Origin of the sequence: Herbiconiux sp. UC225_62, assembly GCF_042694625.1 — a bacterium.
Classification (GTDB): domain Bacteria; phylum Actinomycetota; class Actinomycetes; order Actinomycetales; family Microbacteriaceae; genus Herbiconiux.
Map to the genome: position 1 here is coordinate 3,743,689 of NZ_CP170551.1, position 18,445 is coordinate 3,762,133.

At 68.1% G+C, this 18,445-nt stretch carries 25 protein-coding genes; 10 read left to right on the forward strand and 15 right to left on the reverse strand.

Annotated elements, in window-relative coordinates; all coding sequences use genetic code 11:
• Positions 1 to 98 precede the first annotated feature (98 nt).
• Positions 99 to 1,208, forward strand: a complete 1,110-nt coding sequence (locus tag ACFJGU_RS18280) for a YbdK family carboxylate-amine ligase (RefSeq protein ID WP_382305387.1) — start codon at positions 99 to 101, stop codon at positions 1,206 to 1,208.
• A gap of 49 nt (positions 1,209 to 1,257) precedes the next feature.
• The gene (locus tag ACFJGU_RS18285) at positions 1,258 to 1,761 is read left to right on the forward strand and encodes a MarR family winged helix-turn-helix transcriptional regulator (RefSeq protein WP_382305389.1); all 504 of its coding nucleotides are present in this window, start codon (positions 1,258 to 1,260) and stop codon (positions 1,759 to 1,761) included.
• On the opposite strand, the gene ACFJGU_RS18290 is transcribed toward ACFJGU_RS18285, so the two are convergent.
• Positions 1,749 to 1,982 (reverse strand): CDGSH iron-sulfur domain-containing protein, encoded by a 234-nt coding sequence (locus tag ACFJGU_RS18290; protein WP_382305391.1) that lies wholly within the window; start codon positions 1,980 to 1,982, stop codon positions 1,749 to 1,751. The genes ACFJGU_RS18285 and ACFJGU_RS18290 overlap by 13 nt on opposite strands.
• On the reverse strand, positions 1,975 to 3,042 hold the full coding sequence (locus ACFJGU_RS18295) for an iron-containing redox enzyme family protein (protein ID WP_382305393.1): 1,068 nt from the start codon (positions 3,040 to 3,042) through the stop codon (positions 1,975 to 1,977). The genes ACFJGU_RS18290 and ACFJGU_RS18295 overlap by 8 nt, the downstream gene beginning before the upstream one ends.
• Before the next feature lie 148 nt (positions 3,043 to 3,190).
• Here ACFJGU_RS18295 and ACFJGU_RS18300 point away from each other — a divergent pair, with 148 nt between their 5' ends.
• The gene (locus ACFJGU_RS18300; protein WP_382305395.1) at positions 3,191 to 4,048 is read left to right on the forward strand and encodes an SDR family oxidoreductase; all 858 of its coding nucleotides are present in this window, start codon (positions 3,191 to 3,193) and stop codon (positions 4,046 to 4,048) included.
• Here the strand turns inward: ACFJGU_RS18300 and ACFJGU_RS18305 are convergent.
• From ACFJGU_RS18305 to ACFJGU_RS18315, 3 genes are read right to left on the reverse strand one after another with little or no spacing between them, the layout of a single operon-like run.
• Positions 4,032 to 4,550 carry a GNAT family N-acetyltransferase gene (locus ACFJGU_RS18305; RefSeq protein ID WP_382305397.1) on the reverse strand — a complete coding sequence of 173 codons (519 nt, stop codon included), beginning with the start codon at positions 4,548 to 4,550 and terminating at the stop codon, positions 4,032 to 4,034. The two genes, ACFJGU_RS18300 and ACFJGU_RS18305, sit on opposite strands and share 17 nt — an antisense overlap.
• Entirely contained in the window at positions 4,547 to 5,878 is a 1,332-nt protein-coding gene (locus ACFJGU_RS18310; RefSeq protein ID WP_382310434.1) for an FAD-dependent oxidoreductase, read from the reverse strand. Before ACFJGU_RS18310 ends, ACFJGU_RS18305 begins: the two co-directional genes overlap by 4 nt.
• Positions 5,879 to 5,899: 21 nt before the next feature.
• Entirely contained in the window at positions 5,900 to 6,310 is a 411-nt protein-coding gene (locus ACFJGU_RS18315; RefSeq protein ID WP_382305400.1) for an arsenate reductase ArsC, read from the reverse strand.
• Between the two features lie 109 nt (positions 6,311 to 6,419).
• On the opposite strand from ACFJGU_RS18315, the gene ACFJGU_RS18320 reads away from it, so the two are divergent.
• The gene (locus ACFJGU_RS18320) at positions 6,420 to 6,770 is read left to right on the forward strand and encodes an ArsR/SmtB family transcription factor (RefSeq protein ID WP_382305402.1); all 351 of its coding nucleotides are present in this window, start codon (positions 6,420 to 6,422) and stop codon (positions 6,768 to 6,770) included.
• A gap of 18 nt (positions 6,771 to 6,788) precedes the next feature.
• On the opposite strand, the gene ACFJGU_RS18325 is transcribed toward ACFJGU_RS18320, so the two are convergent.
• Complete coding sequence (locus tag ACFJGU_RS18325; RefSeq protein ID WP_382305404.1) at positions 6,789 to 7,253, reverse strand: VOC family protein; 465 nt, start codon at positions 7,251 to 7,253, stop codon at positions 6,789 to 6,791.
• Positions 7,254 to 7,355: 102 nt separating this feature from the next.
• Between ACFJGU_RS18325 and ACFJGU_RS18330 the strand changes: the two genes are divergently transcribed.
• Positions 7,356 to 8,384: a helix-turn-helix transcriptional regulator gene (locus ACFJGU_RS18330; protein WP_382305406.1), complete on the forward strand. Its 1,029-nt coding sequence runs from the start codon at positions 7,356 to 7,358 to the stop codon at positions 8,382 to 8,384.
• Here the strand turns inward: ACFJGU_RS18330 and ACFJGU_RS18335 are convergent.
• Positions 8,345 to 9,046, reverse strand: coding sequence for a TetR family transcriptional regulator (locus ACFJGU_RS18335; protein ID WP_382305408.1), 702 nt, complete (start codon positions 9,044 to 9,046; stop codon positions 8,345 to 8,347). The two genes, ACFJGU_RS18330 and ACFJGU_RS18335, sit on opposite strands and share 40 nt — an antisense overlap.
• 119 nt (positions 9,047 to 9,165) lie before the next feature.
• Between ACFJGU_RS18335 and ACFJGU_RS18340 the strand changes: the two genes are divergently transcribed.
• From ACFJGU_RS18340 to ACFJGU_RS18350, 3 genes are read left to right on the forward strand one after another with little or no spacing between them, the layout of a single operon-like run.
• A complete protein-coding gene (locus ACFJGU_RS18340; protein WP_382305411.1) occupies positions 9,166 to 10,674 on the forward strand; it encodes an MFS transporter in 1,509 nt (502 codons plus the stop codon).
• 49 nt (positions 10,675 to 10,723) lie between these two features.
• Positions 10,724 to 11,110: a hypothetical protein gene (locus ACFJGU_RS18345; RefSeq protein ID WP_382305413.1), complete on the forward strand. Its 387-nt coding sequence runs from the start codon at positions 10,724 to 10,726 to the stop codon at positions 11,108 to 11,110.
• Between the two features lie 51 nt (positions 11,111 to 11,161).
• Complete coding sequence (locus tag ACFJGU_RS18350) at positions 11,162 to 11,818, forward strand: dihydrofolate reductase family protein (RefSeq protein ID WP_382305415.1); 657 nt, start codon at positions 11,162 to 11,164, stop codon at positions 11,816 to 11,818.
• A gap of 21 nt (positions 11,819 to 11,839) precedes the next feature.
• Here ACFJGU_RS18350 and ACFJGU_RS18355 read toward each other — a convergent pair whose 3' ends face one another.
• Positions 11,840 to 12,121 (reverse strand): hypothetical protein, encoded by a 282-nt coding sequence (locus ACFJGU_RS18355; protein ID WP_382305417.1) that lies wholly within the window; start codon positions 12,119 to 12,121, stop codon positions 11,840 to 11,842.
• A 95-nt stretch (positions 12,122 to 12,216) separates the two neighbouring features.
• Between ACFJGU_RS18355 and ACFJGU_RS18360 the strand changes: the two genes are divergently transcribed.
• A complete protein-coding gene (locus tag ACFJGU_RS18360) occupies positions 12,217 to 12,927 on the forward strand; it encodes a hypothetical protein (protein ID WP_382305419.1) in 711 nt (236 codons plus the stop codon).
• Here the strand turns inward: ACFJGU_RS18360 and ACFJGU_RS18365 are convergent.
• From ACFJGU_RS18365 to ACFJGU_RS18380, 4 genes are all read right to left on the reverse strand, one after another.
• Positions 12,924 to 13,592: a cation diffusion facilitator family transporter gene (locus tag ACFJGU_RS18365; protein ID WP_382305421.1), complete on the reverse strand. Its 669-nt coding sequence runs from the start codon at positions 13,590 to 13,592 to the stop codon at positions 12,924 to 12,926. The two genes, ACFJGU_RS18360 and ACFJGU_RS18365, sit on opposite strands and share 4 nt — an antisense overlap.
• Positions 13,589 to 13,942, reverse strand: a complete 354-nt coding sequence (locus tag ACFJGU_RS18370) for an ArsR/SmtB family transcription factor (protein ID WP_382305424.1) — start codon at positions 13,940 to 13,942, stop codon at positions 13,589 to 13,591. Before ACFJGU_RS18370 ends, ACFJGU_RS18365 begins: the two co-directional genes overlap by 4 nt.
• A 126-nt stretch (positions 13,943 to 14,068) precedes the next feature.
• A complete protein-coding gene (locus ACFJGU_RS18375; protein WP_382305426.1) occupies positions 14,069 to 14,533 on the reverse strand; it encodes a MarR family winged helix-turn-helix transcriptional regulator in 465 nt (154 codons plus the stop codon).
• A 76-nt stretch (positions 14,534 to 14,609) separates the two neighbouring features.
• On the reverse strand, positions 14,610 to 15,500 hold the full coding sequence (locus ACFJGU_RS18380) for an alpha/beta fold hydrolase (protein WP_382305428.1): 891 nt from the start codon (positions 15,498 to 15,500) through the stop codon (positions 14,610 to 14,612).
• Between the two features lie 156 nt (positions 15,501 to 15,656).
• Here ACFJGU_RS18380 and ACFJGU_RS18385 point away from each other — a divergent pair, with 156 nt between their 5' ends.
• Complete coding sequence (locus tag ACFJGU_RS18385) at positions 15,657 to 16,076, forward strand: RidA family protein (protein ID WP_382305431.1); 420 nt, start codon at positions 15,657 to 15,659, stop codon at positions 16,074 to 16,076.
• A gap of 204 nt (positions 16,077 to 16,280) precedes the next feature.
• On the opposite strand, the gene ACFJGU_RS18390 is transcribed toward ACFJGU_RS18385, so the two are convergent.
• From ACFJGU_RS18390 to ACFJGU_RS18400, 3 genes are read right to left on the reverse strand one after another with little or no spacing between them, the layout of a single operon-like run.
• Entirely contained in the window at positions 16,281 to 17,006 is a 726-nt protein-coding gene (locus tag ACFJGU_RS18390) for a DUF1214 domain-containing protein (RefSeq protein ID WP_382305433.1), read from the reverse strand.
• A gap of 3 nt (positions 17,007 to 17,009) precedes the next feature.
• Positions 17,010 to 17,141 (reverse strand): hypothetical protein, encoded by a 132-nt coding sequence (locus ACFJGU_RS18395; protein ID WP_382305435.1) that lies wholly within the window; start codon positions 17,139 to 17,141, stop codon positions 17,010 to 17,012.
• 53 nt (positions 17,142 to 17,194) lie between these two features.
• A complete protein-coding gene (locus tag ACFJGU_RS18400) occupies positions 17,195 to 17,986 on the reverse strand; it encodes a hypothetical protein (RefSeq protein WP_382305438.1) in 792 nt (263 codons plus the stop codon).
• Between the last annotated feature and the right edge of the window lie 459 nt (positions 17,987 to 18,445).

Consider the following 18,445-nt stretch of genomic DNA (forward strand, 5'->3'; position numbering starts at 1 on the left):
GGTTGACAGGAGGTGCGGAGGCCGGGGCGCGGCATCCGGCCGACGTCGGAGATGTCAACGGCTGGACGGTGGGCGTCCGGGGGCGGTAAGCCGGGAGCATGACGACGACGTTCGGGATCGAGGAGGAGACGATGCTCGTCGATCCGGCATCCCTGCTCCCCGTGGCGTGCGAGCCGGTGTTCGGCGCGGTGAGAGCCGATCCCGAGACGGGCCCGTTCGTGTCGAGGGAGTACCTGGCGTCCCAGATCGAGTTCTCCTCACCGGTGTACACCCGTCTACCGGAGGCGTTCGACGGCATCAGCCGGTTCCGCGAGGTCGTGGCCGCGGCGTGTTCCGAGAGCGGACTGGTGGCCTGGAACGGCGGCACGCCCTTCGCGACGCCCGATGGTCCTCCCGACGTGACGCCGTCGCCACGGTACGAAGGCATCGCCCGCGGATTCGGGGCGGTGGTCGACGACCACCAGATCAACGCTCTGCACGTCCACGTCGGCGTGCCCAGCCGCGCCGAGGGGGTGCGCGCGATGAACGCGATGCGCCCGTGGCTGCCCGTGCTGCTGGCGCTCGGCGGCAACTCGCCGTTCTGGCGCGGGCGGGACACGGGCTTCGCCAGCTGGCGGAGCATCCTGATGAGCCGCTGGACCACGAACGGCTGCCCGCCGAGCTTCGAAGGGCCGGAGGATTACGACACGCGCCTCGCCCGCCTGGTGGGCGTCGGAGGCACCGCCGACGCCGCGACCGTGGCCTGGAACCTGCGACTTTCGGAGAGCCTGCCGACCGTCGAGTTCCGAGTCTTCGACGCGCAGCTCGAGGCCTGGCAGAGCGTGCTGCTCGCGGCGATCTGCCGCGCGCTCGTGCTGACCGCGCTCGGTGACGCGAGCCCTCCCGTCGCCGTCGATCCGGAATTGCTCGACGCAGCGGCGTGGCACGCCGCCCGCGACGGGCTCACGGGACTTTTGGTGCATCCCGTGAGCGGCTCGCTCGCCTCGGCGGACGAGGTCGTCGCCGAGCTGCGGCGCCGGATCGGACCCGCGCTGCAGGAGAGCGGAGACGCGGCATCCGTCGACGAGCTGCTGCATCGCCTCCTCCGCGAAGGCGGTGGTGCGACGCTGCAGAGAGCCGCTCATGCCGAAGGCGGACGGGAAGCCCTCGGCCGAATCGGCTCCCGACGGTGGCCGATTCGGGCGGGCAGGGCCATATTCAGAGGGTGAAGGATCGGTGCGCACGGCCGATCGTGCGAAGCCACTGCCGGGAGGTCTGATGCCGCAGAACGTGGTGCGCCGCGAGGCCCGACATCTCTACGCGGATGCGCCGAGCACCGAGCCGGCGCAAGCAGCCGTCGACGCGCTGCTGCGTCTGCAACGGGCCGAGGAGACCGAGGTCGACCGCGTGCGCGCCGCCGTGGGGCTGAGCAACAACGAGTTCCGCGCCATCCGCTACCTGCTCCAGGCGCAACGGGAGGGGCGCGACACCGGGCCGAAGGATCTCGTGGTCATGCTCGCCATCTCGAACGCCTCGGTCACCGCGATCATCGATCGGCTGGAACGGAACGGCGACCTCGAGCGCCTGCCGCACCCGAACGATCGGCGGGCGCAGCTGTTGCGGCCCACCACGGCCGCGGCCGAGAAGGTCGAAGCGGGTTACCGGATGTTCCACGGCACGGTCGTGGAGGTCATGGATGGGTTGTCACCGAGCGATGCGGCGGTCGTGGCCCGAGTGCTCAACGAGGTGACCGACCGAATCGAGGACGGTCACCCCTCCTGAGGCGGGTTCGGCTCGTCGTCGGTGCGGAATCCGGTGATGCGGTGCGTTCCGTCGCAGAAGGGCTTGCGCTGCGACAGGCCGCACCGACAGAGCGCGACGGTGCGCCGCCCGCGGTCCACACTCGGACCGGTGGCTCCGGCGATGGTGACGCGGCCACGCACGAGGATCGGGCCATCGGGGCAGGGCACGATCTCGACCTCGGCGTCCCGACGCTCAGCCATGGTAGTGACCAGGCACCCGGCTGCGTGTCCGTTCGCGAGCGCCGAGTCGCGGCTCTCCGGGCGCCCGTAACGAGGACTCGCCGTTCCGCCACGCGGTGAGCAGGTGCTGCGCCACGAGGTCGTCGAGCAGCAGGCAGCTCGCCGCACCGAACAGGATGTCGTCGAGCAGCTCAGGGGACGCCTCGGCCAGCGCCCCGGCGAGGTCGCGGCCGGCGATCTGCTCGTGCACCGCATCCGCTTCGACGTGCTCGTCGAAGTAGAGCGTGGTATCACTGTCGTGACCGAGACGCCGGAACCCGTCGCCGTAAAGGCGGTTCGGGATCGACGAGGTCATCTCCACGGCCGCGAGATGGCCGGCGATCGCGCCGCGGAGGCGTCGATGCAGGCCGAACATCGACATGGTGTTGAGCGACGCGAGCGTCACGGCGGGCAGCTGGTCGACGTAGTGGCCGTAGTCGTCGTTCAGTCCGAGCGCCCTCATGGTGCGGGCGAAGAGAGCACTGTGCATGAGCTCCGGCCGGCCATTGCCGTACTCGTCCGTCTGCACCTCCACCAGGGCGGCCTTCGGCACTCCGCTGAGCCGCGGAATGGCCCAGGTGTGCGGATCGGCTTCCTTCAGCTGGTACACCGAGCGGTGCAGGAGCAGTTCGCGCAGCTGCTGCTCGCCGGCCTTCTTCGCCACGTAGCGTGACAGGCCCGGGCCCGCGGTCGGAGCGGTCATCCGGAACAGCGCGCCCGCCACGGCATCGACCGTGGGGAGCGGATGTTCCGTGACCGAGACCGAGGTGCGCAGCTGTTCCTCGAGCCGGGCCTCGATGCGGGCGCGGGCCCGGAGGAGCTCCGGGTTCCACTCCAGGGCGTCGTCGACGTCGTCGAAGCCGAGGTAGTGCAGTTCGTACAGCATGAACAGGGAGATCTGGATGTCGTCGTCGGTGATCAGGTCGTCGACCAGGACCAAGGCTGCCTCGACGAGGTCGTTGAGGGCGTCGGGTTCGTCGCCGTGCAGGAGGCACGAGGCGAGGGCGGCGCTGACGGCGCCGCGAGGGGAGGGGAGGAGCATGGTTCTTCTTCCGTCGGCGAGGCAGCGGGGGCCTCGATGCGCCCGACCCTACGCGTGCGACGGATTCCGGCCAGACGCTTTTCAGACGGCCCGCGATCTGCTACGGCTGCGCGCCCGGCGGGCGCGGGGACCGCAGTATCCTTCAAGCATGACAACGCAGGCACCCATCGCCGTCACCGGGGTCACGGGGGTGGTCGGGGGACTGGTGGCCCGCGAGCTCGCCGCTCGCGGCATCCCACAACGCCTTCTGGCTCGCTCGCCGGAGCGCGCACCCGTGCTGCCCGGGAGCACCGTGCACCAGGCCGATTACCGCGATCAGGATGCCGCGCGAGAGGCACTCGAGGGCGTCGAGACGCTGTTCATGGTGTCCGCGGCCGAGACCGCCGACCGCCGCGACGAGCACATCGCCTTCGTGGACGCCGCCCTGGCGGCCGGCGTGCAGCGGATCGTCTACACCTCGTTCCTCGCCGCGGCGCCGGATTCGATCTTCACGCTCGGTCGCGACCACCACGCCACCGAGGAGCACATCGCGGCCTCGGGCCTGGAGTGGACCTTCCTACGCGACAACCTCTACACCGATTTCGTCGAGAACCTCGTGGGGGAGGACGGCGTCATCCGCGGCCCCGCCGGAACCGGGCGCGTCTCGGTGGTGGCCCGTGCGGATGTCGCGCGTTCCGCCGTCGCGGTGCTCGCCGACCCGGCCGCGCATGCCTTCCGCCGGTACGACCTCACCGGGCCTCAGGCGATCACCCTCGAGGAGGCCGCCGCGACGATCTCGCGGGTGCGCGGACACGAGGTGCGATTCGAGAACGAGACCGTCGAGGAGGCCTACGCCTCGCGCGCGCACTACGGTGCTCCCGCCTGGCAGGTGGACGCGTGGGTGAGCACCTACACCGCGATCGCGAGCGGTGCCCTGGCCGCTGTCAGTCCCGACGTCGAAGCGCTCACCGGCTCACGGCCCGTGTCGCTCGAGGAGTATCTCCGCGGGGTCAGTCCCGCCCGGTGACGGTGCTGCGCCACTCGATCAGCACGGTGTCGCGCCATCGTCCGGCCCAGGGCCCGTACCCCATCCGGGCGATCGCCCGACGGGTGCCGACGACCCGGAAGCCGGCTCGTTCGTGGAGAGCCAGACTCGCGCTGTTCTCCGGGAAGATGCTGGATTGGATGGTCCAGTACCCGGCCGCCTCGGCGGCCCCGATGAAGGCGTCGAGGAGCGTGCGGCCGATCCCTTCACCCCGAGCGGCCTCGGCGACGTAGACGGAGTGCTCGATCACACCGCGGTAGACGTCGCGACCGGAGACGGGTGAGGCCGCGGCCCAGCCGGCGATCGCGCCATCCGCCGTGGTCGCGATCAGACGCGGAACCGGGACTTTCCCGGCGTCGAAGGACCGCCAATCCGGTGGTTCCGATTCGAAGGTCGCGTTCCCCGTCGCGATCCCTTCGCGGTAGATCGCTTCGACCGCGGGCCAGTCGGTGGCTCGCAGAGAGCGGATGCCGACGCCGGTCATCCGCAACAGGATGATTCCGTCGCCGACACCCCGGTGGAGCAGACACCGGTCTCGGGCAGCACGAGGTTCACGATGCGCGCCGCACGGTGATCGCCGGCGAGCTCGTCGGCGATCGAGCGCACCTGCTCGTAACCGGTGGCGAGGAGGAAGGTCGGCGCGCGTCCGTAAGACTTCATGCCCGCGATGAAGAAGCCGGGCTCCGGATGCGTGAGCTCGGTGACGCCGTGCGGGGGCACCGTGCCGCAGGAATGCAGGTTCGGATCGATCAGGGGAGCGAGCATCCGTGGCGCCTCGACGATGTCGTCGAGGCCGAGGCGGATCTCGCGGAGGAGATCGAGATCGGGGCGGAAACCGGTCGCGTTCACCACGACGTCGGCCTCGACGACCGTCGGCGTGCCCGCCCGGCGGCCTTGAACCCGGACCGGAGTACCGTGCTCACTCTCGCCGGCGACGTGCTCGACCGGTTGGATGTCGTCGATCTCGAACCGGTCGATGAGCGTGATCCGTCCGCCCTGCACCAGGGCCTCGACGCGCTGACCGATCGAAGCGCGTCCGGGAAGCTGGTCGTCGTCGGCGGTGAAGACCCGCACGGCCGACTCGTTCCGGATGGCCCAGCTGATGCGGGTGCCCGGTTCGGACTCGGCGAGCGCACTGAGCGCCAGCAAAGTGTTCGCAGCGGAGTGGCCCGCGCCGACGACGAGCACGTGCCGGCCGGCGAAGCGGTCGCGATCCCGACCGAGCACGTCCGGAAGCCCGACGACGATCTGCCCGGGCGCTCCGGTCAGGGGCGTGAGCCCCGCCGCCGTGAGCGGGTTGGGGGAGCGCCAGGTGCCCGAGGTGTCGACGACGGCCCGTGCGAGCAACTCCGAGACGGCACCGGCGTGCTCGACCCGGAGCAGGAACGGCGTGTCGGCCCGGCCGGTGGAGCGGGTACGGTCCATGCCCTGGCGGCTCACCGCGACGACGCGGCTGCTCAGCCGGATGCGCGGCGCGAGTTCCGGGGTGTGTGCGAGCGGGGTCACGTAGGAGTCGAGGAGTTCGGCGCCGGTGGGGGAGCGGTCGCCATCGGGCGCGGTCCATCCGCCGGCTTCGAGCAGGCGGCCGGCGGCCGGGTCGATCAGATGGGTCCACGGGGAGAACAACCGGATGTGCCCCCACTCGGCCACGGCGCTGCCGGCGGACTCGCCCTCCTCGAACACGATCACCTCGAGTCCGCGTTCGCGGAGGTGCGCGGCGGCGGCGAGGCCGACCGGGCCGGCGCCGATCACGGCGACGGCAAGTCCGCCCGTGTGCGGATCCGCGGTTCGCGCGGGAACGGTGAGCGTCATGGTCACGGTCGAGTCCTCCGCTCAGGCGTTCACGGGGAGGATCTCCGCGAGCAGCGCCTCGACCCGCGCCTTGATGTCGTCGCGGATGGGGCGCACCTCGTCGGCGCTCTTGCCGGCCGGGTCGGTCAGCTCCCAGTCCTCGTATCGCTTGCCCGGGAAGATCGGGCAGGTGTCGCCGCAGCCCATCGTGATGACGACGTCGGACTCGCGGACCGCATCCGTGGTCAGGATCTTCGGCTGGTTCGACGCGATGTCGATCCCTTCTTCGGCCATCACCTCGATCGCGACCGGGTTGATGGTGTCCGCGGGCTCACTGCCGGCGGACAGCACCTGGACGCGTCCGGCGGCCAGCGCCTGCAGGTAGCCGGCGGCCATCTGTGAGCGGCCCGCGTTGTGCACGCAGACGAACAGAACAGTGGGTGCGGCGGTCATCGCGCATCCTTCCCGGCCCGTGGGGCCTCATCGTGCATCGAAGTGTGTCGATGGATGAAGTATCGCCGTGAACATCGACGGCTGTCAATGTTTGTGCGATGCTGGGGACATGCCCGTCGCCGAACTGCTGCCCCTGACCGATGTCACGGCCCGCTGCACGCCGATCACGGTCGATGCCCTGTCGGCGGATCAGGCCGAGGTGATGGCCCGCACGCTCAAGGCGCTGGCCGACCCGGCGCGTCTGAGACTGCTGTCGCTCGTCGCCGCCCACGACGACGCGGAGGCCTGCGTCTGCGACCTCACCGAACCGCTCGGCCTGTCGCAGCCCACGGTGTCGCACCACCTCAAGGTGCTCGTCGATGCCGGCTTCCTCACGCGGTCCAAGCGGGCGACCTGGGCGTACTACCGGCTCGTGCCCGGGTCCCTCGATGCCGTGGCCGGGCTCCTCACCTCGGTCTGATCCGCCTCAGGCGACGTCTCACTCCGCAGCGCGGGCGGCCACGTCGAGGATCCAGGTCACACCGAATGCGTCGGTGAGCATGCCGAAGCCGGGGCTCCAGGCCGAGGCGGCGAGCGGCTCGACGATCGAGGCGCCCGCGGAGAGGGCGTTCCAGTAGGCCTCCACTTCGTCGAGCGTCTCGCCCCGCACGGAGACGAAGAAGGGCTGATCGGTGATGGTGACCCCGCCCTCTCGGTGCGTTGAGCCTGCGGCCTCAGTCGATCCATCCGACTGTCCCGGAATGTCGTAGGCCATCACGCGGAAGCCGTCCGCGCTCTCGACCTGCCCGAAGAGCACGTTGTCGGCACCCGGAGCGTCGGCCGGCATCCCGAAGTCGCCGTACGTCGCGATGGTGATCTCACCGCCGAAGACGGAGCGGTAGAACTCGAGTGCTGCGCGGGCGTCGCCGCGGAAGTTGAGGTGGGTGGTGGTGTGGATGCTCATGTCTGCTCCTTGTGAGATGGACGCCGGGCGCATCCCGGCTGTAACGACAGTCGCAGGTGTAGCGGACAGCTTCTGTCCTCGACTCGATCTAGGATCGACACCATGACGACGACCTCCCGGTTGCTCACCCTGCTGTCGCTGCTGCAGACGCGCCGCGATTGGCCGGGCACCGTGCTCGCCGAGCGGCTCGGCATCAGCCACCGCACGGTGCGCCGCGACGTCGACCGGCTCCGCGAGATGGGCTACCGCATCGAGGCGACGATGGGTCCGGATGGCGGCTACCGGCTCGACGCGGGCGGCGAACTCCCGCCGCTGCTCTTCGACGACGACCAGGTGGTCGCGCTGGCCGTCGCGCTGCAGGGCGCGACCGCCGGCGGTGCGGGTTTCGAGGAGGCGGCCTTGCGAGCGCTGACCACGGTGCGGCAGGTGATGCCCTCGCGCCTGCGTCATCGTCTGGATGCCGTGCAGTTCACCGCCGTGCCGAGCCGTGCGAAAGGGACATCCGACACGGTGTCGCCTGAGGTGCTGATCACGCTGTCGACGGCCGTTCGCGCTCACGAGGTGCTGCGATTCGACTACACGGGCTCTGACGCCGCGGGGGAGCTCGGGGCCGCCGAGCAACACGCGACCTCCGCGCCGCAGACGCCCCGAGCGCCGAGGCGGGTGCAGCCGCACCACCTCGTCACGTCGAACGGGCGCTGGTACCTCGTGGCGTGGGACATCGAGCGGGAGGACTGGCGAATCTTCCGCGCCGACCGCATCGCGCCGCGCAGCCCGACCGGTCCGCGCTTCTCCCCGAAGGAGGTACCGGGCGGGGATGTCGCGGCCTACGTCTCGGCTCGGTTCAAGGGTTCCGATGGCGCCGATCGCTGGCCCTGCGTCGGCACCGTCGTGCTCCACCGGCCCGCTCGCGAGGTGGTCCCGTTCGCCGGCGACGGCGTCGTCGAAGACCTCGGCCCCGATCGGTGCAGTCTCGAAGCGGGTTCCTGGTCGTGGGTGGCCCTGGCGGCGTCGCTCGGCCGCTTCGACGCGGACCTCGACGTGGTCGGGCCGCCCGAGCTCGCACACGCCTTCGGTGAGCTCGCCGCCCGTTACGGCCGAGCGGTGTCGGAGTCCGCGTCGGCGCCGTGAACCGCCTCTTCGTCCGGGGCCAGGAGAACGCGGAAGACCTGCCCGAGCGGTGCGGTGAGGTCGTCGGAATCCGCGGAGGCCACCGGTTGGACCGCCGCCGAGGTACGGAGCATCACCACGCCGAGCATCGTCGCGATGGCGAGCTGCGCCCGCAGGAGGACCGGCGCGGTGTCGGGGTCGTCGGCATCCCATCCGGCCGCGGCGGCGAGCTTCTGGGTGAAATGCTCCAGGGTGCGCCGGCGGATGCGGTCGGCGTTCTCGTCACCCGAGGAACGCAGGAGGAGCAGCAGTTGCAGCGGGTCGTCCCCGTCGGGCGCGTTCACGACGTGCGCCACGAGGCGGGCGATCACGTCGTCGATGCTGGACGGGCGATCCGGGGTCCGGGTGTCCAGTTCGTCGGAGGTGCGCAGCATGCACGCCTCGAACAGGCCGTCTTTCGACACGAAGTAGCGGTTGATCAGGGCGACGTTCACCCCGGCGTCCGCGGCGATCTGCCGAACGGTGGTGGCGCGGTATCCGTCGGTGGCGAAGCGGCGGCGGGCCGCGCGAACGAGGGCGCGGCGGGTCGCCGCGGCGTCCCGGCCCGAGCGGAGGAGCTCGTCGTCGGCCTCGGTCGCCGCCTCGGCGCTGGTGTCCGGCGACACCGGTGTCTGGTTGGTCATGTCCCACTTCCCACCGGTTACTGTACCGGCTCATCCTCAGAAGTAAACCCTTGTTGACACTTCACGTGCGTTAAGGAATACTCGTCAAGTCAGCGACTGCTTACATGACGAGGAGATGCATGTCCGCCACCGCCCAGAGCCCCGCAACGGGTTCGGTTCCGACCAGCGCCGGCAGCGCCAACTCGTCGGCAAAAGGTCCGCGTACGCGCAGCACGGCGATCATCCTGTTCCTCTCACTGGGCGGGTTGTCGTTCGCCGTCCTGCAGTCGCTGGTCGCGCCGGCGCTCGGCACCATCGGGGCAGACCTCGGAGTCGCGACGGCGGATGCGAGTTGGGTGCTCACCGCCTACCTGCTCTCCGCCGCCGTGCTCACCCCGATCCTCGGACGCCTCGGCGACATGGTCGGCAAGCGCAAGGTCATCATCGTCGTGCTCGCGCTGCTGCTCATCGGCACCGTGATCGCCGCGCTCGCACCGAACCTCGGCGTGCTGATCGTCGGCCGCATCCTCCAGGGAGCCGCCGGAGCGGTGTTGCCGCTCTCGATCGGCATCGTGCGCGACGAGTTGCCCCGAGAGCGCGTGAGCGTGACGATCGGTCTGCTCTCGGCCATCTTCGGCATCGGCGCCGGCGTCGGGATCGTGGCCGCCGGTCCCATCGTCGAGACCCTGTCGTGGCACTGGCTGTTCTGGCTGCCCGCGGTTCTCGTGGCCATCGCGCTGCTGGGCGCGATCTTCGGCATCCCCGAGTCGCCGGTGCGCACGCCCGGCCGCCTCGACGTGCTCGGCACCGGCATCCTCTCGGTCGGCCTGGTGGCCGTGCTCCTGGCCATCAGCGAAGGGGAGAAGTGGGGGTGGGGCGACGGCAAGACCATCGGCCTGCTCGTGCTCGGCGGCGTCGCACTCATCGTCTTCGTGTTCGTGGAGTTGCGGGTGAAGAACCCGCTCATCGACGTGCGCCTGTTCAAGCACCGCGGAGTGTGGACCGCGCACGTCGTGGCCCTGGCCTTCGGCTTCGCGATGTTCGGCACCTTCATCCTGGTGCCGACCCTGCTGCAGCTGCCGACCGTTCTCGGCTACGGATTCGGCAAGTCGGTGACCGAGGCGGGCCTGTTCCTGCTGCCGACCGTCGTCGCGATGGTGATCTCCGGTGTGGTCGCCGGCATCCTGATCCGCCGCATCGGGCCGAAGATCCCGATGGTCGTCGGCGGCATCGCGGTGACCGTGGCCTTCCTGATCCCCGCGCTCGGGCATGCCGAGGCATGGCAGATCGTGGTGTCGGGCATCCTGACCGGCATCGGGATCGGCATGGCCCTGGCGGCCACGTCGAACGCGATCGTGGAGAGCGTCCCTGCCGCTCAGACGGGCGAGGCGATCAGCGCGAACACCGTCATCCGCACCGTGGGCTCGAGCATCGGAACCGCGGTCATCGCGGCGCTCATCTCGTCCAACGTCACGGCGCAGGGCGCGCCCACCGACGACGCGTTCACCATCGGGTTCTGGGTCTCGGCGGGCGTGGGGGTGCTCGCCATCCTCGCCGCGCTCGTCGCACCCTCCGTTCGAGCCCGCCGTCGCGAGGCGGCCGCGGCGGGAGTGGACGACTTCGACGAGCTCGACGCGTCCACGAAATAGTGATCACAGGGCGTCCGCGTGACGCCCGACCGAAAGGAGATGGCCCGACGTGGCAACGCACATGACGAACAGGGAGCACACCGGCACCCTGCACGACCTGATGACACCGGAGAAGAACGTCAAGCGGATCATGCGCACCGGAACGATCTGGTTCGCGGCGGCGGTCGCTTCGGTGGCGCTCTTCCTCGGTCCGTTGCTGGCTTCGGGCTGGCGGCCCGCTCAGCTCGGCGGTCTCGATCAGGCGGTGTTCTGGGTGGGGGCGCTGGCCGTGGCCGCGAGCCTCGGCTTGATCGGGTGGTCAGGATGCCCCATCCTTGAAGTCGACGTTCCCACCGCCGATCGCAACAAGACCCGCACGATGCAGCTCGGCACGGCCCTGTTCATCGCCGGGGGAGTGCTCACGGTGTTCGCGGTTCTGGTCGGCCCGGCCGCCTGACGGACGCAGGATGGGATGTGGACAGTGTTCACATGCTGCTAACGTGAAGCCATGACACAGCTCAGGGTGCACAACCTCGCCATCTCGATCGACGGCTTCGCCACGGGGGAGGGGCAGTCGTTCGACACACCGTTCGGTCATGCCGGGGGTCGACTCATGGAGTGGTTCTTTCCCACGCAGACCTTCGTGGGTATGTCCGGTCATGACGCTGAGGCGGTCGGTTCGGGTTCGCAGGGTGTGGACGACGCGTTCGCGGCGGCCACCAATCGCGGGATCGGCGCCGAGATCATGGGGCGGCGCAAATTCGGGCCGCAGCTCGGCCCGTGGGAGGACGAGTCGTGGCGCGGCTGGTGGGGCGAGGAGCCGCCCTTCCACAGCCCGGTGGTGGTGCTGACCCACCATGCGCGGCCGGATCTCGCGGTGGGGGAGACGACCTTCCTGTTCCGCGACCTGCCCGCGCGCGACGCGCTCGCCCTGGCGACCGATCTTGCGGGAGATCTTGACGTGCGGCTCGGCGGCGGCCCCACCGTCGTGCGCGACTTCTTGGCGGCCGACCTCGTCGACCACCTGCACATCGTGGTCGTGCCGATCGTGCTCGGGCGGGGCGTCCGGCTCTGGGACGGGCTCGAGGGTCTGGAGGAGCGCTTCTCCCTCGAGGTCACGGCGTCACCCTCGGGAGTCGTCCACTACGTGTTCACGCGACGCTGAGGCTGGGGCCCCGTGCCGCGGTCAGAGCACGGGACCTCTCAGGCTGTCGATGGGATGCTCGTCCCAGTCGGTGAACGGGTCGTCACCGACCTCCGCCATGAGCGCGGGGCGTGCCGCCACGGCGGAATCGAGGGAGTCCCAGACGGCGATGCCCACGAGCCGACCGGTGTCGTCATCGACGATCCCGGTCCACATCAGCCCGGGCTGCTCCCGTGCGACGCGGCTGTACCGCGACATCGAGTCGATGACGGCCGCCCGATGGTCGGGCTTCGGCGAATGGACGGAGACGACGGCATACGACATCCTCCATTCGACCATCGAGCACCGCTCCCGGTCCAGCCCCGACATCGGCAGCGATGACGTCGGCTCCGGAGTGCACCCCGTGACGAGTGGTAGCCGTGCCCTCGCCGCGTTTATGCTGGCCCGGAGAGGTCGGGGGAGAGCGGATGCCGGAGCGACACGGCGTGGAGAGGGCCCGAGTCATCGCCGCGGTGATCGCGCTGATCGCGCTCTTGACGGCCGCCATCACGATTCTCAACCTGCGCGAGTACTCCCTCGACAATCCCTTCGAGCGCTACGTCGTGATCTTCGGCTGGGTCGGCGTGATCGTCTCGTCTCTCGGCCTCGTCTTGATGCTCATCTCCGCGTGGGCCTATGGGGGAGCGGGGTACTTGCGGAGAATGCGTCCTGGGGCGGTCGTGCTGCGCAGCGGCTCGATGCCGGAATTGAGCGCCTTGCTGGAAGACGACCTGTTGCTCCGGGCGAAGCTGTCGCGGGTTCGGCCTCCCGGCATACTCTTCGTGCTCGTGGTGGACGCCTCCGGAATCGAGATCTGGCACGGCTCCGGGAAGGGATCGCCGACCGGGTCGCTCGACAGGGCCGCGATCCTGTCCAGCTCGCAAGGCACGACCAGGGACGGGATCCGGACCTACAACACGATCCAGTTCTCCGTCCGGTCAGGCGAAGACGTCGTGCGCGTGCCCTTCGTCATCAGGAGCGCCGAAGCGGTCTTCGGTGCGGGAAAGCGGGCGACTCACGTCGCCCACGACGCCGTCGTCCGCGCTCTCAGCGGGATCCAGCCGGAGGCCCGCAGACCTCGACTCCGTTAGGGGTGGTCGTGCCCTTCGTCGTCGTCGAGGAGCACGCCGACTGAAGTGGCGCAGGCGTCGCCCTTCCAAGCTTCAATGCCCTCGCGGATTGCGAAGGTGACGATCACGAGGGCCGCGATCGGGTCGGCCCACCACCAACCGAAGAGCGTGTTCAGGAGGAGACCGACGAGGACGGCGGCTGAGAGGTAGGTGCAGATGAGGGTCTGCTTCGAGTCGGCGATCGCTGTCTTGGAGCCAAGCTCGCGGCCCGTGCGCCGTTCCGCGAACGAGAGGAACGGCATGATGACGACGCTGAGTGCCGTGAGGATGATCCCGACGGTGCTGTGCTCGACGTCGACCGCCTGAGTGAGAGTCAGGACGGCGTTGGCGCCGACGTAGAGAGCGAGCGCGAAGAACGCGAGTGCGATGACGCGGAGGGTTCCCTTCTCCCAGCGCTCCGGGTCTTTGCGGGTGAACTGCCATGCCACGGCTGCGGCGGAGAGCACTTCGATGGTGGAATCGAGGCCGAATCCGATCAGAGCTCCGGAGGAGGCGGCGGTGCCGGCGGCGATCGCGACGACCGCCTCGATCAGGTTGTAGCCGATCGTGATGGCGACGATCAGGCGGATGCGCTTCTGCAGCAGCGCTTTCCGCTCGTGATTCAGGCGTTCGGTTGTGGTGGTCACGCGGTGACCTCGCAGCAACCGGGAACGACGCAAGCCTCGTCGTTACAGGGTGCGGAGACATCGACGGCGAGCACGACACCCACGAGATCGTTGAGTGCTTTCGCGAGATGAACGTCGGCAATCTCGTAGCGGTGATGCCGGCCTTCAGGTTCGGCGACGACGATGCCGCAGTCGCGGAGGCAGCTGAGGTGGTTGGAGACGTTCTGGCGCGTGAGCTCGAGCAGCTGGGCAATCTCGGCGGGATAGGCCGGCTGGTCCAGCAGCAGCATCAGGATGCGTGATCTTCTCGGGTCGGCCATGGCGCGGCCGAGCCTGTTCATGACGTCGAGACGGGTGCTGATCGTGAGCATGATCCCATTAATACAGCGTCGGCTGTATTAATCCAGGGGGGAGAAGTCCGCTCTGCTCGGGCGATGTCCGCGGGCAATCGCTGTCGGGGTCGGGGACGGTTCCCACTCAGTGCGTGGTGTTCGACGTCACGCTCCGGCGGTCCAGCCGGGGGCGTCCAGACGGATCACCTCCGAGCCCGTGTACTCCCGCAACGTGCCTTCGAGGGCCGTGATCGCGTCAGGCCCGGCAGCTGCGATCCACTTCTCGCGGAGGTCGTCGAAGATCGTGGCGCCCTCGTCCATCACCCGGCGACCGAGGTCGGTGACGGTCAGGCGTTTGCGGCGATTGTCGGCCGGGTCGGGCGTGCTGTCGATGAAACCTCGTTCGAGCAGTGACGTCACCGTCTTCGCGGCGGCCTGTTTGGTCACGGCAAGGGCCTGGGCGAGTTCGGACGCGGTCTCCGCGCCGAGCGAGATGGCGGTCATCGCGTAGTGCAGCGTGGGAGTGACATCCGGGTAGCCGCGCCGGTCGAGCTCGACGGTCGCCTGGTCGACCAGTCTCCGATAGGAGGCGAGAAGGAGGAGGGCGAGGTCCGGTCCGGCATGGGTCATTGTGTAAGCCTAGGGATCGATCGGATGTCCCGGTGAAGGATGCGTCTCGCTTCACCAGGACATCCGGGATGAACGGTCAGCGGGCGTCGACGCGACTCGTGAACTCGCTGATCGCGGCGGCGAACGCTCTCGGCGCCTGCTGGGCGACGAAGTGTCCGACGCCGTCGATGTGCACCGCGGTGACGTCGTCGGAGACCTGGCGCAGGGTCATCTCGGTGAACGGATGGTTCGGTCCGTCGATGGCGAGCACCGGAACGGTGAGCGGATGCTGCTGAAGCAGCTCCCGCAGAGCACCCTTGTCGGTGAACAGGGACTGGTACAGGCCGGCCGCGCCGCGTTCCGCGTGCGGGCGAGCGTAGGTGCGCTCGAACTCGTCGAAGTCGGCTTCCGTCACCGATGCAGGGTCCGCCCCCATGACCGAGTAGGCCCATTCGAGGACGGCGCGTTCGTGGCCGGGCAGCAGCATCTCGGGGATTCCGGGAGTGCCGTAGAAGCCGAGGTGCCACGAGCCTCCGTTATTGACGTCGGCGAGCATCTCCATGCCATAGCCGGGGAAGGTCGTTTCGGTGCCGATGTAGCTGAGGACGTCGTCGGGATGTGATGCGGCGAAGCGGATGGCGAGGGCCCCGCTGACATCCTGCGCGGCGAGGTGAACCGGCCCGTAGCCGAGGTGTTCGACTAGCCGGTGCAGGTCCTCAGCCGACGCCTGGGGACTGTAGTCGTCCTCGGATGCGCTGGAGTCGCCGAAGCCGCGCAGGTCGACGGCCACCACGCGATGGGACGGGGCGAGAAGAGGGATCACGGCGCGGAACGCCCACCAGGTCTCGGGCCAGCCGTGCACCAGCACGATCGGACTCCCACCCGATCCGGCCGTGACGTAGTGGATGGTGGCGTCGCCGCTTGCGAACGCGTGGTGTGAAACGTCGGGAATTGTGGCGAAATCGGGCACCGCTTCGGTGGTTGCCATGGCCCCTCCAAGGTTTAGTCAACTGGGTTGTCTAACTATAGACCACCTGGTTGACTATTACAAACGGGATCATCGAGGAGCCGTGCCACGAGAGCGCGTGGTCGCCGTACCATGATGGGACCAGTGCCATCGATATCGAGCCCGGGGGAGCGACCTGTGGAACGTCATGTGATCTTCACTCCGGATGCACCATGGAGCCCCGGCGGTTCCAGCCAGGCGATCGCCTACAACGGCCTGCTCCATGTGTCGGGCCAGCTTCCGATCGACCCGGCGACCGGGCAGATGCTCCCTCGACCACTGAACCCGTTGTTCGGCGGCGGCGATGAGGCAGTCGGCGCTCAGATGCGACAGTGCCTGAAGAATCTCGACGCGATCTGCCGCGCTGCAGGGGCTGACGTGTTCAACGCGATCAAGCTCACCATCTACACGCCCATGCTGATCGAGTTCGGCCACGTCATCGATCGCGTCTATCGTGAATTCTTCACGGACGATCCACCCGCACGCTCGATGATCGGCGTGAATGTGCTGCAGGGCAATGCGCTGGCCCAAGTGGATGCGATCGTGCCGCTCGCCTGAAGAGGGCAGTCGTCAACTGGGTAGTTCAGTTATCTGGATCCGGGCTATGCCGCGACGTTCGACTCCCGGTCAATCGGCTCGACCACGATGGTGCGGCCGCGTTGGCTGTTGTCATCGGTTCTGATTTCAGGTGATCAGAGTAGGGAAGTTCCAGGTGCCGTCGAGGATCTCGGGGCGCGGCCGGTAGAGGCGGACGAGGTAGTTCTATTTCTCGGGGGTGGGGATCGCGTTGGGGGTGCCTGTGGGGTAGTCGCCGAAGCGAACGGTGACGGATCCGTCTGCGTTCTTCTCTGCGGTGATGTTGTTGACGGTGTAGGAATCGGCGTCGTTGGGTTCGAAGTAGCCGGCGGCGTTATAGACCGAGATCGACCAGAATCCGTCGACCGGGACGTTTTTGACGGTGAGCTCGTGGTTGCCGCCGGAGAGCCTCGGATCGACTCCGATGTAGGTTGCTTCGCTTGTGGGGAGGCCGCCCCAGCCGGCTGCGGTGCCGATGAGGTGACGCACTGGGTCGACTTCGTCGATGGAGCCGAACGTTCGATCGAATTCGGTCAGGTTGCGGGCTAAGGCAAGGAGCGCGTTGCGGGTTTCGTCGAATGTAGTCGGGTCGTAGTCGGGGATAGTGAAGGTGACCGCGGAGTTGCTGGTGATCTCGATCTGGTCTTGGATGGCAGCCACGGCGGCGATGTCATCGGGGTTGGCCGGGTCGACGAGGATGCGGATCGCGATGGCAACGTAGGGGGACCCGAATTCCTCGACGGCGAGCTGGTGCTTGCCTGGGGAGTGGAAGGTGCGGTTGATGTAGTGGTCGGCGTTCACGACCATCGCAGAGAGGTAGCGGTCGCCGTAGTCGGGGATCGTGAAGGACGCGCCCTGGGAGATGTCGACGATCGCGAAGCTGTAGAGGGTGTCGCGGTTCAGTCGGATCACGGTCTACTTGTCGATCGCCGCCGGTTGGCGATTGTGGAGGAAGGTGTTAATCCCACCGGCGTCACGCTGCAGGTCATGGAACATGCGGTCGTTCTCGGCGCGCACGAAGTTGTCGGAGTTCACGATGACTGTCACTTGCCGATCCTGACAGAACTCGTTGGTCGCGCGCCAGACCGGCCAGCGGAGCGTTATCGGGGTTGCCTGGGTTCGTCGGCGAATTGTGGGTTCTTGTCGATGACGTAGCTGGACCAGGGGACGGTGGCTGCTGTGGCGTGTTTGGCCATGATCTGTTTGCTGTAGCCGAGCGTTCGAGACAGCGATGTGGGGTCGATTTCTTCGACGAGGCCGCGGATGGTGGTGTTTCGCACTCCTTGGATGTTGATCCCGACGCGGTTTCGGAGGTGCAGTAGGAGAGTGTCGGGGGAGCGGGGTCGTCCTGCGCGGGTTCCGGGGAAAAGCCAGTTCGTGCCGGTGTTGAGGGTGCCGGCGTGGTCGCGGGTGTTGAGGTGTGCGAGGAACAGCGGGATGATCTCGTCCGGGATAGGCGCTGGGTTCCGACCAAATGCGATTGTGATTCCGACGTTGGGTTTCACCTGGATCTGGTCAAGGGTCGTCATGCAGAGCCGACCGATCGGGATGCCATAGAGAAGGAAGAGGAGGCCGGCGAGGCGGATCGACTCGCTGACCTTCACGGCCTGGAGCAGTGTTCTGATGTGTTCAAGGCGCTGCTGTTGGGTGAGGAGCGGTGTGGTTTGCGCGACGCGGGCGGGGACATCGAGGCCGGCGACGGTGTTCTCGCGCTCGAGGTAACGGACGAAGTTGCGGATGTGTTTCCTGGTCGAGGCGCCCTCGGATAAGTATTGGTCGATGTGGACCTGTCCCATCGTCGCGACCGTCTTGTTGTGTTCGTCGAGGAGCCAGCCGAGAAATTTGCCGGCCTCGGTGATCTCCTGCTTCGCGCTGCGCGTCGCGTAGTTCATGTTCTTCGTCTCGGCCGATTCTGCCGTGAGTCGGCGGAGGTGGTGCCAGCGGGCGAAGCGTTCGATGGGTGAGTGGAGCTCTGGTGTGGCTTCGAGCTTGGATAAAGTCCGCCACGAGATCAGATTGACGATCCTTTGAGGTTGCCGCCAGAGTTGCGGCAACCTCAAAGGCAGATCAAACAGTTCGTCCTCTCCACGAAACAACGCTGCATCAGGTAGGGGAACACGATCGTCCGCTATCTGCAGAATATGCGTATGGCCTCCTTACGTATTGACATAATGTGCATTATCAGCGTGACTTCGCAAAGTCGAGCGGGGCTGAAAACACCTGGCGTAGGCAGGGCATTCGGCGACTCGCCCAGAGCCGAGCTGCGCGGCGGCAGAGAGCGCACACGGCCATGATCGGTCCGAGGGACGTCGCGCGGCGATGACGAGCGAGTCGTGTCGGCGATCACGCGT